We start from the raw sequence: 15,452 nt of genomic DNA on the forward strand, positions 1-15,452 counted from the left end.
TCGCCAATCGTCTTGGCCTGGCCCGGGCAGAACCCGGGCGCGGCTTTATCTTGGGGATCAGGGCCACGGGCGTTTCGTTCCAAGGACCCTCTCTGTATCCTGATGGAGAGGGTAACAGGAATAATGACATGATCTTGCGATTCACGATTAGGCAGCTGGAATATCTCGTCGCGGTTGGCGAGTTTGGCTCGGTTACGGAAGCTGCAGAACGGGTAAACGTTTCGGCGCCGTCGATCTCCGCCGCTATCTCCCAGCTCGAGAGAGAGTTCGGCATCACGCTCTTCGTTCGCCGCCACGCGCATGGCCTTTCGCTGACGCAGGCTGGCCACAGCTTCGTCGCGCAGGCACGCCAGATTCTATCCGAAGCCAACAAGCTCAACGCCTTGTCGAACGAGCTGACCGGACAGGTTAGAGGTCCGCTTCACGTCGCATGCCTCGTGACATTCGCACAGACCGTCATTCCGCCGCTGCGTCGCGCCTTCGCCGACACTTATCCCGATGTCGAGTTCTTCCAGTATGAGCGCGATCACGCCCTGATCATCGAAGGGCTGCGCATGGCGCGCTTTGACATTGCGCTGAGCTACGACCTGGACGTTCCAGCAGACATGGAGTTTCACGAGCTCGCGGTGCTCCCACCCTACGCCGTCCTGCCGGAAGACCACCCGCTCGCGTCGCGGACTGAACTCGATGTGCGCGAACTCGCGCCACAGCCGATGATCCTCCTGGACCTGCCCCATAGCTCCGCCTATTTCCTGTCGCTGTTTCGCGACGCCGACCTGGCGCCGCGCATTATCGAACGCACACGCGACATGTCGGTGATGCGAGCGATGGTAGCCAACCACTTTGGCTATTCCATTGCCAATATCCGGCCCGTTTCGTCACACGCTCTGAGCGGAGACAAGCTGGCTTTCGTCCCGCTGGCCGGCGGGCTGCGCCCCATGCGCATGGGGATATTGGCCATGCGTGGCCTGAGCTCGCCGCTCGTGGTGCGGCGTTTCATCGATTTCTGCAGTGAACAGCTCCGAACCATGAGCGGCATGCAGCTCCCAATTCCGAACGCTCGACTAGACGAAGAGAAAGGCAGTCCATGACCACTTCGACAGCTGACTGGCGCGCTCGCGCCGCTGGCCTGAAATTCCGCAACGGCCTTTTCATCGATGGCGCCTTTCGCGATGCCGCCAAGGGTGGCCGGTTCGATACGGTGAACCCCGCCAATGCGCAAGTGCTCACAGCGGTTGCTCGCGGCACCGCTGATGATATCGATGCCGCCGTGGCCTCGGCGCGCCGGGCGTTCAACGATGGTCGGTGGTCCGGAAAATCGCCCGCCGAGCGCAAGGAAGTGCTGCTGCGCCTGGCGGCGCTCATTCGTGAAAACATACCGGAACTTGCCCTTCTCGACACGCTGGACATGGGCAAGCCGATCGGCGACAGCTCGACCATCGACGCGCCGGGATCCGCCCACTTCTTCCAGTGGCACGCCGAAGCGATCGACAAGCTCTATGACGAGATCGCTCCCACGGGTCGCGGCGACCTTGCCATGATCCGCCGCGTGCCGCTCGGCGTCATCGGCGCCGTCGTCCCGTGGAACTTTCCGCTCGACATGGCGACCTGGAAGCTTGCGCCCGCTCTTGCCACCGGCAACTCGGTGGTCCTGAAGCCCGCCGAACAATCCCCGCTTTCCGCGCTGATGCTTGCCGAGCTGGCATCGGAGGCGGGCCTTCCGGATGGGGTTCTCAACGTCGTTCCGGGCTTTGGCGAGGATGCCGGTCGTGCACTCGGTCTTCATCCCGACGTCGATGCGCTTGTCTTTACCGGCTCCACCAAGGTCGGCAAGCTTTTCATGACCTATTCCGGTCAGAGCAACATGAAACAGGTGTGGCCGGAAACCGGCGGCAAGTCGCCAAACCTGGTGTTTGCCGATGCCGACATCGAGAGGGCGGCGGAAATGGCCGCTTTCGGCATCCTGTTCAATTCGGGCGAGGTCTGCTCGGCCAATTCCCGTCTCCTCGTCCATCGGTCGGTGCAGGAGGAATTCACAGAGAGGCTGATCGCGGCCACCGCCGCATGGCCGCTCGGCGACCCGCTTGATCTTGCAACCCGCATGGGACCGCTTGTCGAAAAGGCCCATGCCGATCGCGTCGCTGGCTACATCGACATCGGCCGCTCCGAGGCACGGCTCGCCCACGGCGGCGAGCGGGAAACGCGCAATGGATCGGATTGCTATATCCAGCCGACGATCTTCAACAACGTGCCGCCGGATGCCCGCATCGCGCGGGAAGAGGTGTTTGGTCCGCTGCTCGCCATCACGCCGTTCGATGATGAAGCGGACGCGGTTCGGATCGCCAACGACAGCGAGTACGGCCTCGCAGCTTCGGTCTGGACGAAAGATCTGTCGCGGGCCTTGTCGGTTTCCGATCGGCTCCATGCCGGAACGGTTTCCGTCAACACCGTCGATGCCCTGTCGGCAATGACGCCCTTCGGCGGCATGAAGCAGTCCGGCTTTGGCCGAGATCTGTCGATCCATAGCTTCGACAAGTATTCGGCGCTGAAGACCGTCTGGGTCAAGTACTAGGTATTCACGTTGAACCGGGCGCCCCGGCGCCCGGTTGGACTGCCGCGGGCGAAGATCGACCAGCGCGAAAGCATCTCTGAGTGGCGCCATCGGCGGCATGCAGGGGCCGCTTCGTCTAAACGCCATTTTGATTAGGCTCAGCCTAATCCACGCTTCCAGAACGCGTCATTTACAGCCCGGCTCTCAACAAATCCAATGCACGGCGACAAGCAGTGAGGAACACCATGCGCGATAACAAGTACGACATTCTCTTCGAACCCGTCCGGATAGGTCCACACACTGCGAAGAACCGTTTCTACCAGGTGCCCCATTGCAACGGCGGCGGCTATCGCGACCCGTCGGCGGTCGCGGCCATGCGCGGGATCAAGTCGGAAGGCGGGTGGGGTGTCATCTTCACCGAGCAGACCGAGATGCACCACACCTCGGAGATCACGCCCTTCATCGAACTTCGCCTGTGGGAAGACAAGGACATCCCTGGCCTTCGGCGCATGTCCGACGCCATGAAGGTCCACGGGGCGCTTGCCGGCATCCAGCTCGCCTACTCCGGCATCAACGGCCCCAATTTCTACACCAAGGAGGTTCCGCTGGCACCTTCCGCCCTGCCGATCCGCACCTTCACCAACGATCCGGTGCAGGCGCGCGCATTGGACAAGCAGGATATCAAGAATCTAAGACGCTGGTTCGTCAACGCCGCCAAGCGGTCGAAGATCGCCGGTTTCGATCTGATCTGTCTCTACGGCGCGCACGGCTTCGGGATCTTCCAGCACTTCCTGTCGCGCGCGACCAACCAGCGCACCGATGAGTATGGCGGAAGCCTCGAGAACCGTTCGCGCTTTGCCCGCGAAGTCGTCGAGGACATTAAGGAAGCGGTTGGCGACACCACCGCTATCACCATGCGCGTGAGCCTGGACGAGACGATCGGCGAGCTCGGGTTCTCCAATGCCGAGGTCCGGGAGTTCGTCGAGATGAATGCGAACCTGCCGGATCTGTGGGATCTTGCGCAGGGAACCTGGGAAGACTGTTCCGGGCCTTCCCGCTTCAAGGAAGAAGGCGCGCAGGAGATTCTGGTCAAGGGGATCCGCGAGCTGTCCTCGAAACCGGTTGTCGGCGTCGGTCGCTTCACGTCTCCCGATGTGATGGCGCGCATGGTGCGCCAGGGTGTTCTCGACTTCATCGGCTGCGCTCGCCCATCGATCGCTGATCCGTTCCTGCCGAAGAAGATCGAGGAAGGGCGCATCGAAGACATTCGCGAATGCATCGGATGCAACATCTGCATCACCGGCGACATGACCATGTCGATCAGCCGCTGCACGCAGAACCCGACCTTCATGGAAGAATGGCGTAAGGGCTGGCACCCGGAGCGCATGAACGCCAAGGGTGACAGCAGCACCGTGCTCGTTGTGGGCGCCGGTCCGGCCGGCCTCGAAGCGACACGCGCCCTGTCCGTCCGGGGCTACGACGTGACGCTGGCGGAAGCCACGACCACGCTTGGCGGACGCGTTGCGCGTGAGCGCTTGTTGCCTGGTCTTTCCGCCTGGGGGCGCGTCGTCGACTATCGCCAGTATCAGATCAGCCAGCGCACCAATGTCGAGACCTACTTCGACAGCCGGTTGACGGCAGAGGACGTGCTCGGCTTCGGGTTCGAACATGTCGCGATCGCAACCGGTTGTCACTGGCGCCGTGACGGCGTTGCGCGCCAGCACGTCGTGCCGATGCCGATCGATCCTTCCATGACCGTGTGGACACCCGACGACATCATGGCCAAGGTGCATCCCGAAAACCTGTCCGGAAAGACGATCGTCGTCTATGACGACGACCACTATTACATGGGTGGCGTCATGGCCGAGGTCATGACCAAGGCCGGCGCCAAGGTCATCCTCGTGACGTCGTCGGCCTATGTGTCCGACTGGACGCGAAACACGCTTGAGCAGGGTGCAATCCATGTGCGCCTTGACGATCTCGGCGTCGATATACGCCTCAACCGCGGCGTGACGGCGATTCGAGCTGGAGAAGTCGAGACCAACTGCGTCTATACCGGCAAGCGAAGCGCGATCGGCTGCAACGCGGTTCTCATGGTTGCGTCACGGACGTCCGAGGATCAGCTCTTCAACGACCTGATTGCCCGGCAGGGTGATTGGGCCGATGCCGGCATCAAGAGCGTGAAGATCATCGGCGATGCCGCGGCACCCGCCCCGATCGCATGGGCCACCTATGCCGGTCACCGCTATGCCCGTGAACTCGACACACCAGATATCGGCGATGACCTCCCGTTCCGCCGCGAAGTCACGCAGCTGGAGCCGGCGTGAGGCGCCAGGATTGATCGATCATGCCGACACCCGCACGCTGGGTGTCGGCCACTCGATGAGAAGCAGTCTACGAAGAACTCGAGGCGCCACTTCGCGAGCCGCGAGGCAAGCGCCCAAGCGCAAGAACCTACGAAGTTTTTTCCGAAGCGGGGCGTTGGCAAAAACGACTTACCCCTCGCGCCGCGCAACGATACTTTTCCTGCACCACCCATCAAGGAGACCAGCATGCCCGTGCACACCCGTATCCGTCCCTTCAACACGAAGGACACCTATCCGGAACAGAAGCTCGACAACGATCTTTGCCAGGCGGTGGTGGCACGCGGCACGATGATTTTCCTGCGTGGCCAGTGCCCTCAGGAACTCGACGGCGGCAAGAACATCGACAGCCATGATCCTGTCGAACAGACCCACAAGGTCATGCAGAACATCAGACAGCTTGTCGAGGAGAGCGGCGGCAAGATGGAACACGTCTGCAAGGTCGTCGTCTATCTGACCGATGTTCGCCACCGCGAGGCCGTGTACCGCACCATGGGCGAGTACATCAAGGGTGTCTTCCCCGTCTCGACAGGTGTGGTCGTCACGGCACTCGCCCGTCCTGAATGGCTGGTCGAAATCGATGCCACGGCGATGATTCCGGATTGAGCAACCGCGCAGCCCGGCAAGCGGCAGCTGCAACGAAGAAACCACTTTGGGGATGATAGAAGCATGACATTTTCCGTCTCTGGACGTTGCGCCGACACAGGCATGTTCGGCATTGCCGTCTCATCGTCATCGCCGAGCGTGGCCGCGCGATGCGCTCACGTCCGCGCCGGCGTCGGTGTCGTTTCGACGCAGAATGTCACCGATCCGCGTCTCGGCCCCAAAGGGCTCGATCTGATGGCGAGCGGCCTCTCCGCCGAGGCGGCACTGGCCCGCCTCGTCGCGGAGGCACCGCATATCGAGTATCGCCAGCTCGCGCTCGTTGACGCCGTAGGCGGAACGGCTGCCTATTCCGGGCCGAAGACCCTGGGCACTCACGCGACGGCACGCGGCGAGGGCGTCGTCGCGGCCGGTAACATGCTGACCAGCACTGCGATCCCTGAAAAGATGGTCGCGGCCTTCGAGGCAACCAGGGGGCAGTCGCTCGGCGACCGCCTGATTGCGTCCATGCGGGCTGCTGTTGCTGCCGGTGGCGAGGAAGGTCCGGTGCACTCGATGGGTCTGGTCATGGTCGACAAGGTCTCCTGGAATGTCGCCGACCTTCGCGTCGACTGGACCGACGGAGACCCGATCGAGGAATGCGCCAACCTTTGGGAGCGGTGGCGCCACGAGATGAACGCCTATGTCACCCGGGCGCTCAACCCGACCGAGGCGCCGAGTTACGGCGTGCCGGGCGACCTTTGATCACGAAGAGGCGACGTCCATGGCGTCGACTCTGTCTATGGACCGGATGAGTGCATGATCCCCTCGACCCTGGAAATCCTCACGCGTCTGGTGGCCAAGCCGACGGTTTCGCGGACCTCCAACCTCGCGCTGCTCGATTATGCCGAGAGCCTGTTGCGAGGCGCCGGCGCGCGCATCGAGCGCTTCGCGCATCCGGACGGCAGTCGCGCCAATCTTTGGGCGAGTATCGGGCCGGAAGGTCCGGGTGGCGTGGTGCTGTCCGGGCACACGGACGTGGTTCCGGTCGATGGCCAGGCCTGGTCCACCGACCCTTATCTACTCTGTGAACGGGACGGGCGGCTCTACGGCCGCGGCACGGCCGACATGAAAGGTTTCGTGGCGGCGGCGCTGCGCGCCCTTATGCTTGCCGCAACCGGCCCGCTGCGACGCCCGCTGCATCTCGCCCTCTCCTACGACGAGGAGATCGGATGCCTTGGGGTGCGCGGGATGATCGACGCATTGGCGCAGAGGCCCGACCGTCCGGCGCTCTGTATCGTCGGCGAACCGACGGGAATGCGCATCGCCACCGGCCACAAGGGCAAGCTGGCACTGCGGGCCTGTTGCCACGGACAAGCGGGACATTCCGCCCTCGCCCCTAAAGCACTGAACGCGCTGCATCTCGGTGCCGCCTTCATTACAGCCTTGCAGGCCCGGCAGGACGAACTGTCGGTCAACGGCGCGCGAGATCCTGACTACGATATCCCCTACTCCACCATTCACGCAGGGATGATGCACGGCGGCACGGCGCTGAACATCGTGCCGAACCGCTGCGATATCGACTTCGAAATCCGCAATGTCGCGGAAGATGACCCCAACGACATTCTTGCCGGGATCGAGGCGGATGCAAGGTCGATTGCCGTCGCGCATCACAACCGGTTTCCCAAGGCCTGTATAGAAATCGAGCGCGTCTCCGGCTATCCCGGCCTCAATTCCGATCGTGGCGCGCCCGTGGTGCAACTCCTACAGCGGATCCTGGGGGACGATGCGCCCACGCTGAAGGTCGCCTTCGGCACAGAGGGCGGCCTCTTCGAGCAAAGCCTTGGCATGTCGACGGCGGTCTGCGGTCCGGGTTTCATGGACCAGGGCCATAAGCCTGATGAGTTCGTCAGCATGGACCAACTCGCCCGTTGCGATGCCATGCTCGGACGCCTGCTCGCGGAGCTTCGGCAGGGCTCGTAGGGCGGGCTTCGACACCTGCGATCTCCAGTGCCGATGCGCTCGGGCACTCCAATTTCCTCTGGCATGGCAGTCGGCCAAGCCAGCGCAGGACCGTGTTCCGTTTCGCCACTGCCGTTGCGACTTACCACGGCCAAAATCTCCGCCCATCCGGAAAGCGTGCATCTGCCTGAGAACGCGGCCCGGTGCGATCAAAACTTGTGCAATCGCAGACCGTCGCCGCTGATCCTTCCGAGGAAATCACGCGCCGGTCCTACGCCTAAGCGATTGTTAAAAAACTACTTTACTCAACATCGCAGGTCTCGGCCGAGATTTTACCACCTTCACCCATGAGGTGAGGAAAACGCGCGAGAACGCACGATTAGCCTAAGCCTAAGCCATGCTTCCAGATCGCGTTATTTACAGAAAACCTCTCTCGAAATCCAATGGGGTCAAAATAAGGGGAATGCCAATGCGCAACCGCAAGGGCTTCGATCGAGAGGCCTTTTCAACGAGCTTTCGCGTCGCCAGGACCGCACGGAACGGCCATGCCGCCATGCGCGGAAACGGCACCCTTGAATACGGGTCTGCGTTGTTCGTCGTCCCGCCAACGCACCCACAACAGGTTCTTACGAGGAGCGCGGCATGAGCCAATCAATGGCCATCGAAGTCAGATCAGTCTCGAAAAACTTCGGGATCTATCAGGCGCTGAAGTCCGTCAGTTTCAACATTGGCGGCAACGAGTTCTTCACGATGCTGGGGCCCTCCGGCTGTGGCAAGACCACGCTGCTGCGCATGCTGGCTGGCTTCGAAAGCCCAAACAGCGGTTCAATCCTTCTCCATGGCGCTGAGGTCAACGCAATTCCGCCCCACAAGCGGCGCGTCAACACGGTCTTCCAGAGCTACGCGCTCTTCCCGCACATGACGCTCGAACAGAATGTCGCCTACGGCCTCGAAAACCTCGGATGGGACCAGACCCGCATAAAAAGGCGCGTCGGGCAAATGCTGGAGCGGGTGCACATGAGCCCGATGGCCAAGCGCAAGCCTGCCCAGCTCTCCGGCGGCCAGCGTCAGCGCATCGCGCTTGCCCGCGCGCTTGCGCCGGAGCCGGAAGTCCTGCTGCTCGACGAGCCGCTGTCAGCGCTCGACCTCAAGCTGCGTCAGGCGATGCGCGACGAATTGCGGACATTGCAGCGCGATACCGGCATTACCTTCGTCTTCGTGACGCACGACCAGGAAGAAGCCCTTGACATGTCGGATCGCATTGCGGTCCTCGGCGGTGGCGAGGTTCAGCAGATCGGTACGCCGACGCAGATCTACGAAGAGCCGGTCAACCGCTTTGTCGCCGACTTCGTCGGTGAGACGAACTTCCTGGATGTCGAGATCCTGGAAGCGGCGGGTGGCCAGGCAACCGTGCGCATGCCCTTCGGCGTGGCCGTCACAGTTCCGTCGACGGCATCGATCAGTAAAGGTCGGGCGACGCTGTCCGTCCGCCCGGAGAAGATCAACCTTGGCAACCAGGCGCAGGGGATCACCTTCGAGGGACGCGTCGTCAACAAAAACTACATGGGCGGCTTTACCCACTACACGCTCGACGTGGCGGGCACGGAGTTGCGGGCCTCGCGCCGCAACGCTTCGCGCGAGGGCGACACGATCCCGCTCGGCGCAACCGTTCCGCTTGGGTTCGTTGCGGTCTCTGCGCGGGTGCTTTCGGCATGACAGACACTGCGCTCCACGCTCCCGTCGAACCGGTGCAACACGCAAATCGCCCTCGCTTCTGGCATGATCTCTCCTTCTGGGGACTGCTGCCATCCTGGCTGTTGATGGGATTTGCCCTGATCTTGCCGATCGTCATCATCGCTGCCGTGTCTTTCGCGACCCGCGGCGCGCATGGCGGCTTTGCCTGGGACTTCAACCTCGCGGGCTATCGCCAGATCCTCTTCAACGAGGGCTGGACGGGCGAACTGGAGTTCACCGCCCAGTATCTCTTCATCATTGCCCGCACCTTCCTGCTCGCCGGCGCCACCACGCTCATCTGTCTCATCTTCGCGGTGCCGGTCGCCTATTTCATTTCGCGCCAGCGCCCGGGCTTGAAGGCGGTGCTCGTCTATCTCGTGACCTTGCCGTTCTGGGTCTCGATGATCCTGCGCGTCTATGCCTGGATGATCATCCTCGGCAAGGACGGCACCTTGCCGCGTCTGCTCGAACATCTGGGTTTTGCGCCGGGCATGAGCTTTATGTTCAACGACGGCGCAACGTTGACCGCGATGGTCTACACCACGATGCCACTGATGATCTTGCCGGTCTTCGCGTCGATCGAGAAGCTCGACGGCACCCTGATCGAGGCCTCGCATGACCTTTATGGCAACCGCTGGACGACGCTGCGCCGGGTAATCCTGCCGCTGACCGCTCCGGGCATCATCGCGGGCGCCATCCTCGTCTTTGTCCCCGCCCTTGGCGCGGTATTGGAGCCGACCCTGATGGGTGGCGGAAAGCAGATGATGATGGGCTCCCTGATCCAATTGCAGTTCGGGCCGTCCCGCAACTGGCCTTTCGGCGCGGCGATCGCCATGACGCTGATGGCCTTGGTGATGATCTTCCTCGTCTTCACCGCAATGCGCGCCGCGCGTCGGGAGGTGGCCGCATGAGCACGAAACACGACGTCAAGCGCTACCCCGGGCTTGGTCCTCTCACCGCTCTCTTCTTCGTCTATCTCTACGCACCGCTGGCCGTGGTCGTGACCTACTCCTTCAACGCCAATCGGGTCGCGGGTGTCTGGACGGAATTTTCGCTGCAGTGGTATGGCAACGCGCTCGAGAACACCGCGCTGATGAGCGCGCTGAAGACCTCGCTTACGGTCGCAGCGATCGCCACGGTCACCTCGACGACGATTGCACTATGCGCTGCGCTCGCGATCATTCGCGGCAAGAATGTTCGCTTCCGCAAGCTCTCGGAGACAATCGTCAACCTTCCGTTGGTCCTGCCTGAGATCGTGCTGGCCGTTGCCACGCTGATCTTGTTTTCGCTGCTCGGCGTCCAGAACGGCCTGGTGCGCGTGGTTATCGCCCACTCCGCCTTCTGCACCCCCTTTGCGTTCCTGCCGATCCGGGCGCGACTGCAAGGCATGTCGCTAGACCTGGAAGAAGCCAGTGCCGATCTCTACGCCAATCGCTGGACGACCTTCCGCCGGGTGACGCTGCCGCTGATTTTTCCCGGCGTCTTTTCGGGAGCCATGCTCGCCTTCCTGATTTCGATGGACGACTTCATCACCTCGAACATGCTCGCGACCGGCGGCACGACGACGCTGCCCGTCTACATCTTCTCGCTGATCCGTGTCGGCACATCGCCAGAACTCAACGCGATCGCTGCACTGCTGATTCTCGCCTCGCTCGTCCTTGCAACCGTTGCCCTTCTGGTCGCGGCAAGAGGCGCCCGTGACAATGACTGAACGAATAAAGAAAGAGAGGAACACATGAAAAAGATACTTGCAGCCACAGCACTTACGCTCTCCCTGGCCTCGGCCGCGCATGCCGAAGGATCGCTTAACGTCTTCGTTTGGGCAGACTCCATCGCGCCGTCCTTGATCGAGAAGTTCTCGAAGGAATATGACGTCAAGGTTAGCGTCGACGCCTATACGTCCAACGAAGACCTTCTGACGAAACTCCAGGCAGGCTCCTCGGGCTACGACATTGCCACGCCCTCACAGCACTTCGTACGCGTGATGATCGATGAGGGGCTTCTGGAGAACTACCAGGCCAACAAGCTGGAAGCCTACCAGAACCTCGAGCCACGCTGGCGCAATCAGTGGTGGGATGAAAAGCAGGAATATTCGATCCCGATCGCCTACGGCACGGCTGGCTTCGTCGTGAACACCAATCAGTACAAGGGACCGACCGACAGCTATAAATACTTCTTCGAGCCGGACGGTGACCTGAAGGGCAAGATCGCCATGCTCGGCCAGCCCGACGAGGTGATCGGCGCCGCCGAGCTCTACCTTGGAGTGCCCTTCTGCACGGAGGATCCGGCGGAAATGAAAAAGGTGCTGGACCTGCTGCAGAGCCAAAAGCCCTCGGTCGCCGTCTACTCGTCCGACAACATCGCCAGCCGTCTGGACACCGGCGAAGTCTCCACGCATTTCTGGTGGGATGGCGAGGAACTGAAGGCGCGGACCGGCGGCTCGCCGATTGCGCTCGCCATGACCAAGGAAGGCCTCGTCGGCTGGCTCGACAGCATGGTGATCCCGAAGGGCGCGGCGAACAAGGAGAACGCCGTCAAGTTCATCGAATTCATGTCCCGGCCGGAAAACGCGACCGAGGAGATGAACCACTACGCGCACTCTTCTCCGATGAAGCTCATCCAGGACAAGATGAAATACACGAAGGAGAACGCGCCGGAACTTTATCCGGAGGTTCCCGTCCAGTTCTCGCGTACGTGCTCGCCCGCCGCGCAGGATCTCGTGACCCGGGTTTGGACGCAGCTGCTCCAGTAATCCGTCGTGGGGGCTTCGGCCCCCACCCCTCATTCTGTTGCCTGGAGCCGACCATGCCCGCTGACCTGATCGTCGTGAACGCCAAGGTGCGCTCACTCTTCGCCCCTTCGGAAACGACCGCTGTCGCGGTTACCGCCGGCAAGATCCTTGCCATTGGCTCGGACGAAAGCATCCGCGCGCATAGCGGCCCCGCAACGCAGGTCATTGATGCCGGCGGACGCGAGCTTATGCCAGGCTTCATCGAAAGCCATCTCCACCTCTTCATGGGCGGCGCGACGCTGTCCATGCTGAACCTCGGGCCGACCTTCGGCTTCGAGGCGACACGCGAAGCCATCCAGGCGTTTGCCGCCGGTCATCCGGGTGAGGACATCCTTTTCGGCTATGCGGTCAACTACGTGATTTTCGGAGAGGATCGTCGTCCCGATCGCAACCTGCTTGACGCAATCATCGCCGACCGGCCGCTATGCCTGCTGTCGACCGACCTGCATTGCGCCTGGGCGAACACGCGCGCGCTTGAACTTGCCGGCATCCTTCACGGAGCCGACGTCGGACCGGGCGCCGAGATCGTCATGGCCGAGGACGGTCTCGCAAACGGCGAACTGCGGGAGTTTGCAGCGATAAGCCGGGTCAAGATGCTGTCTCGTCTCAGAGGTCGCGACAGCCTTGACTATAAGGGCGGCGAGGTTTCCGAAGAGGACCGGACCTATGACAAGGGGTTGATCGTCAAGGCCGGTTCCTACTGTGCGGAAAACGGCATTACGACCGCCGTCAACATGGACGGCAACGCATACCAGGCCGGGCTGATGCGTGATCTGGCACTTGCCGGCGACATGCCCGTTCGCGTCAGCCTGCCCTTGCGGCTGGAGCAGCACCATGGGCCGCAGGGCATCGCACGAATCGACAGCTTCGGTCCCGAGGTCCCGGGCTGGCTTCGGTTCGGCCGCGTCAAGCTCTTCATGGACGGCGTCTATGACACCTGGACTGCACTGACGGTGACCGACTATCCCGACCGGCCCGGCTTCCGGTCCGAACCGTTGATCGAACCCAACATTTTCAATGCCATGTGCATCGAAGCCGATCGCCGGGGGCTTCAGGTCGCAACCCATGCAGTCGGCGATGGTGCGGTCCGCGCCACGATCGATGGCTATGAGGCCGCACGCACGGCGAATGGCGCCAGGGACGCGCGCCATCGCATCGAACACATCGACACGATCACGCCGGACGATCTCGAACGACTGCGGCCGCTCGGCATCATCGCATCGATGCAGCCGGTTCATCCGCCTGGTTCGGCCGGTCTTCCCCTCGAGCCGACGACAACAATCATGGGACGCGATCGCTGGGCAACTGCCTTCCCATGGCGCATGATCCAGGATCGCGGCGTGGCGCTCGCCTTTGGCACCGACTGGCCAGTCTCTCCGATCGCGCCTCTCTACGCCATCCACTGCGCCCTGACACGCAGTCCCTGGGCGGCCGATATGCCCGACCAGCGCCTCACCCTCGACGAATGCCTGCTCGCCTATACGGCAGGCGGTGCCTACGCAGATTTTGCCGAAGACCACAGCGGCCGGCTAGAGCCGGGCTTCGATGCAGATCTCGTTTTGGTCGACGGTAGGCTCGAGGCTCTCGCCGAGAGCGCCGATGCGGCTCGTATCGTGCTGACCGTCTGCGGCGGCAAGATCACCTTCAACGCGGAGTCATAATGGAAACCTTCGACTTTATCGTGATTGGCGCAGGGTCGGCCGGCTGCGTCGTGGCCAACCGCCTGTCGGCTGATCCATCAAAGCGTGTTCTGGTCATCGAAAACGGCGGCAGCGATCGCGATCCCCGCGTCAAGGTCCCGGCAGGCATCCTCGCCATGTACGGCCGGCCACGCTTCGACTACGGTTTTGTCGGAACGCCGCAACCGGAACTCAACAACCGTCGCATCCCGGTAAACCGGGGCCGAATGCTGGGCGGCTCCTCGTCCATGAATTCGATGCTGTATATCCGCGGCGCGGCGGAGGATTACGACGAATGGCGCGATCTCGGCTGCGAAGGCTGGAGTTGGCAGGATGTCCTGCCGGTGTTCAAGGCACTCGAAAAGAATCGCATCGGGCAGGATCCCGCCCTGCATGGAACAGCGGGCGAACTCTATGTCGACCGTCCGAAGGATCCCAACCCGGTTTGCCAGGACTTCATCGCGGCCGGAGAGACAATCGGCCTGCCTCGCAACACCGACTTTAACGGTCGCAGCCAGTTGGGCCTCGGCGTCTATGACGTAACGCAGAAAAACGGCATCCGCTTTTCCGCCTATAACGCGTTCCTGGAACCGGTACGCGGTCGCTCCAACCTGACGATCTGGACCGACACGGAAGTGCTGCGTCTGATGATCGAAGGAAAGAGGGTGACGGGCGTCGAAATCCTGCGCGGCGGGCAGATCGTCACCGTCAGTTGCCGCGGCGAGATCGTCCTGTCGGCAGGTGCGATCGGGACGCCCGTCATTCTGAGGGCCTCAGGGATCGGCCCCGGCGCCCGCTTGCGCCAGGAAGGAATTTCGGTTGCCGTTGAGCTCCCAGGCGTCGGACAGAACCTGCGCGACCATGTCGACGGCATGATTACCGTTCGCAGCCCCTCCACGCGCACGCTCGGGATTTCGTTCGGCAATGCAGGCAAGCTGCTTGCAGCCCCGTTCTCGTTTGCAGCCGGGCGCAAGGGATTGCTGTCGACCAACTATGTCGTGGCCGGAGGCTTTGCCAAGACGCGCTATGCCGGCGCATTGCCTGACGTCCAGTTTCACTTCGTGCCCGGCTATCGCAGCCATCGGGGGCGTTTGGTGGAATGGGGGCACGGATTTGCAATCCACACCTGCGTTCTGCGTCCCAAGTCGATCGGCGAGCTTCGTCTTGTCCGCAAGGACGGACGCTTGATGCCTGAGATCGACCATCGCTTCTTCAGCGACAACCAGGATGCCCGAGTACTGGTGGAAGGTATAAAGCTCGCTCGCGCAATTTTCGCCGCCAAGCCGATGGCGGACCTTCAAGGTCGCGAGATCCTGCCCGGCCCTGAGGTTCGCACGGACGATGATATTCTTCGCTATCTCAGGGAGGAAGCGTTGACCGTCTATCACCCTGTCGGCACAGCGAAGATGGGCCGGGACCCGATGGCGGTCGTCGATCCGGTTTCCATGAAGGTGCACGGTATCGAAGGTCTGCGCGTCGCGGACGCTTCAGTCATGCCGACGCTTATCGGCGGCAATACCAACGCACCGTCGATGATGATCGGCGAAAAATGCGCGCGCGCCATCGGTGCCCGGCAAGCCAGCGCGACCGTTACCGTTCTGGCAGGCGAACGACTATCCGAAAAGACCGACCAATAGGATCGTGCGGGTCCACCGTGAAAGATTGCCAAATAAAGAGACCTGTCCGCTTTCCAGCGGGCAGGTCTTCTTGCGTCTTAGCGATATGTTCAGTCATCGCCGATCAGGCTATCCGGATTCCAGGTCTGGCTCGGTATGGAGCGGCTTTATCTG

12 protein-coding genes are annotated in these 15,452 nt (G+C 62.1%); all 12 read left to right on the forward strand.

All coding sequences use genetic code 11. The features are described from left to right. Positions 1-128 precede the first annotated feature (128 nt). The 12 genes from QTL94_RS21385 to QTL94_RS21440 all read left to right on the forward strand — a co-directional run bounded on the left by QTL94_RS21385 (position 129) and on the right by QTL94_RS21440 (position 15,299). Positions 129-1,091: a LysR family transcriptional regulator gene (locus tag QTL94_RS21385; RefSeq protein ID WP_065692018.1), complete on the forward strand. Its 963-nt coding sequence runs from the start codon at positions 129-131 to the stop codon at positions 1,089-1,091. After that, on the forward strand, positions 1,088-2,572 hold the full coding sequence (locus tag QTL94_RS21390) for an aldehyde dehydrogenase (protein WP_065692017.1): 1,485 nt from the start codon (positions 1,088-1,090) through the stop codon (positions 2,570-2,572). Before QTL94_RS21385 ends, QTL94_RS21390 begins: the two co-directional genes overlap by 4 nt. Positions 2,573-2,796: 224 nt before the next feature. Then, positions 2,797-4,878 carry an oxidoreductase gene (locus QTL94_RS21395; RefSeq protein WP_065692016.1) on the forward strand — a complete coding sequence of 694 codons (2,082 nt, stop codon included), beginning with the start codon at positions 2,797-2,799 and terminating at the stop codon, positions 4,876-4,878. 225 nt (positions 4,879-5,103) lie between these two features. Continuing rightward, on the forward strand, positions 5,104-5,520 hold the full coding sequence (locus QTL94_RS21400; RefSeq protein ID WP_065692015.1) for a RidA family protein: 417 nt from the start codon (positions 5,104-5,106) through the stop codon (positions 5,518-5,520). 63 nt (positions 5,521-5,583) lie between these two features. Beyond that, positions 5,584-6,261 (forward strand): DUF1028 domain-containing protein, encoded by a 678-nt coding sequence (locus tag QTL94_RS21405; RefSeq protein ID WP_065692014.1) that lies wholly within the window; start codon positions 5,584-5,586, stop codon positions 6,259-6,261. A 54-nt stretch (positions 6,262-6,315) separates the two neighbouring features. Continuing rightward, entirely contained in the window at positions 6,316-7,479 is a 1,164-nt protein-coding gene (gene argE, locus QTL94_RS21410) for an acetylornithine deacetylase (protein ID WP_065692013.1), read from the forward strand. 621 nt (positions 7,480-8,100) lie between these two features. Further along, entirely contained in the window at positions 8,101-9,174 is a 1,074-nt protein-coding gene (locus tag QTL94_RS21415; RefSeq protein WP_065692012.1) for an ABC transporter ATP-binding protein, read from the forward strand. Next, a complete protein-coding gene (locus QTL94_RS21420; RefSeq protein ID WP_083199405.1) occupies positions 9,171-10,103 on the forward strand; it encodes an ABC transporter permease in 933 nt (310 codons plus the stop codon). The genes QTL94_RS21415 and QTL94_RS21420 overlap by 4 nt, the downstream gene beginning before the upstream one ends. Continuing rightward, positions 10,100-10,903: an ABC transporter permease gene (locus QTL94_RS21425; RefSeq protein WP_065692011.1), complete on the forward strand. Its 804-nt coding sequence runs from the start codon at positions 10,100-10,102 to the stop codon at positions 10,901-10,903. The genes QTL94_RS21420 and QTL94_RS21425 overlap by 4 nt, the downstream gene beginning before the upstream one ends. A gap of 24 nt (positions 10,904-10,927) precedes the next feature. After that, on the forward strand, positions 10,928-11,944 hold the full coding sequence (locus QTL94_RS21430; RefSeq protein WP_065692010.1) for an extracellular solute-binding protein: 1,017 nt from the start codon (positions 10,928-10,930) through the stop codon (positions 11,942-11,944). 53 nt (positions 11,945-11,997) lie between these two features. Next, positions 11,998-13,644, forward strand: coding sequence for an amidohydrolase (locus tag QTL94_RS21435; RefSeq protein WP_065692009.1), 1,647 nt, complete (start codon positions 11,998-12,000; stop codon positions 13,642-13,644). Next, a complete protein-coding gene (locus QTL94_RS21440; protein ID WP_065692008.1) occupies positions 13,644-15,299 on the forward strand; it encodes a GMC family oxidoreductase in 1,656 nt (551 codons plus the stop codon). Before QTL94_RS21435 ends, QTL94_RS21440 begins: the two co-directional genes overlap by 1 nt. Positions 15,300-15,452: the final 153 nt, after the last annotated feature.

It is taken from the genome of Rhizobium sp. S96, assembly GCF_030382195.1.
Taxonomy (GTDB): domain Bacteria; phylum Pseudomonadota; class Alphaproteobacteria; order Rhizobiales; family Rhizobiaceae; genus Rhizobium.

Coding starts and splice junctions, on each gene's coding strand:
- QTL94_RS21385 (WP_065692018.1), top strand. CDS start 129: ATGATCTTGCGATTCACGATTAGGCAGCTGGAATATCTCGTCGCGGTT.
- QTL94_RS21390 (WP_065692017.1), top strand. CDS start 1,088: ATGACCACTTCGACAGCTGACTGGCGCGCTCGCGCCGCTGGCCTGAAA.
- QTL94_RS21395 (WP_065692016.1), top strand. CDS start 2,797: ATGCGCGATAACAAGTACGACATTCTCTTCGAACCCGTCCGGATAGGT.
- QTL94_RS21400 (WP_065692015.1), top strand. CDS start 5,104: ATGCCCGTGCACACCCGTATCCGTCCCTTCAACACGAAGGACACCTAT.
- QTL94_RS21405 (WP_065692014.1), top strand. CDS start 5,584: ATGACATTTTCCGTCTCTGGACGTTGCGCCGACACAGGCATGTTCGGC.
- argE (WP_065692013.1), top strand. CDS start 6,316: ATGATCCCCTCGACCCTGGAAATCCTCACGCGTCTGGTGGCCAAGCCG.
- QTL94_RS21415 (WP_065692012.1), top strand. CDS start 8,101: ATGAGCCAATCAATGGCCATCGAAGTCAGATCAGTCTCGAAAAACTTC.
- QTL94_RS21420 (WP_083199405.1), top strand. CDS start 9,171: ATGACAGACACTGCGCTCCACGCTCCCGTCGAACCGGTGCAACACGCA.
- QTL94_RS21425 (WP_065692011.1), top strand. CDS start 10,100: ATGAGCACGAAACACGACGTCAAGCGCTACCCCGGGCTTGGTCCTCTC.
- QTL94_RS21430 (WP_065692010.1), top strand. CDS start 10,928: ATGAAAAAGATACTTGCAGCCACAGCACTTACGCTCTCCCTGGCCTCG.
- QTL94_RS21435 (WP_065692009.1), top strand. CDS start 11,998: ATGCCCGCTGACCTGATCGTCGTGAACGCCAAGGTGCGCTCACTCTTC.
- QTL94_RS21440 (WP_065692008.1), top strand. CDS start 13,644: ATGGAAACCTTCGACTTTATCGTGATTGGCGCAGGGTCGGCCGGCTGC.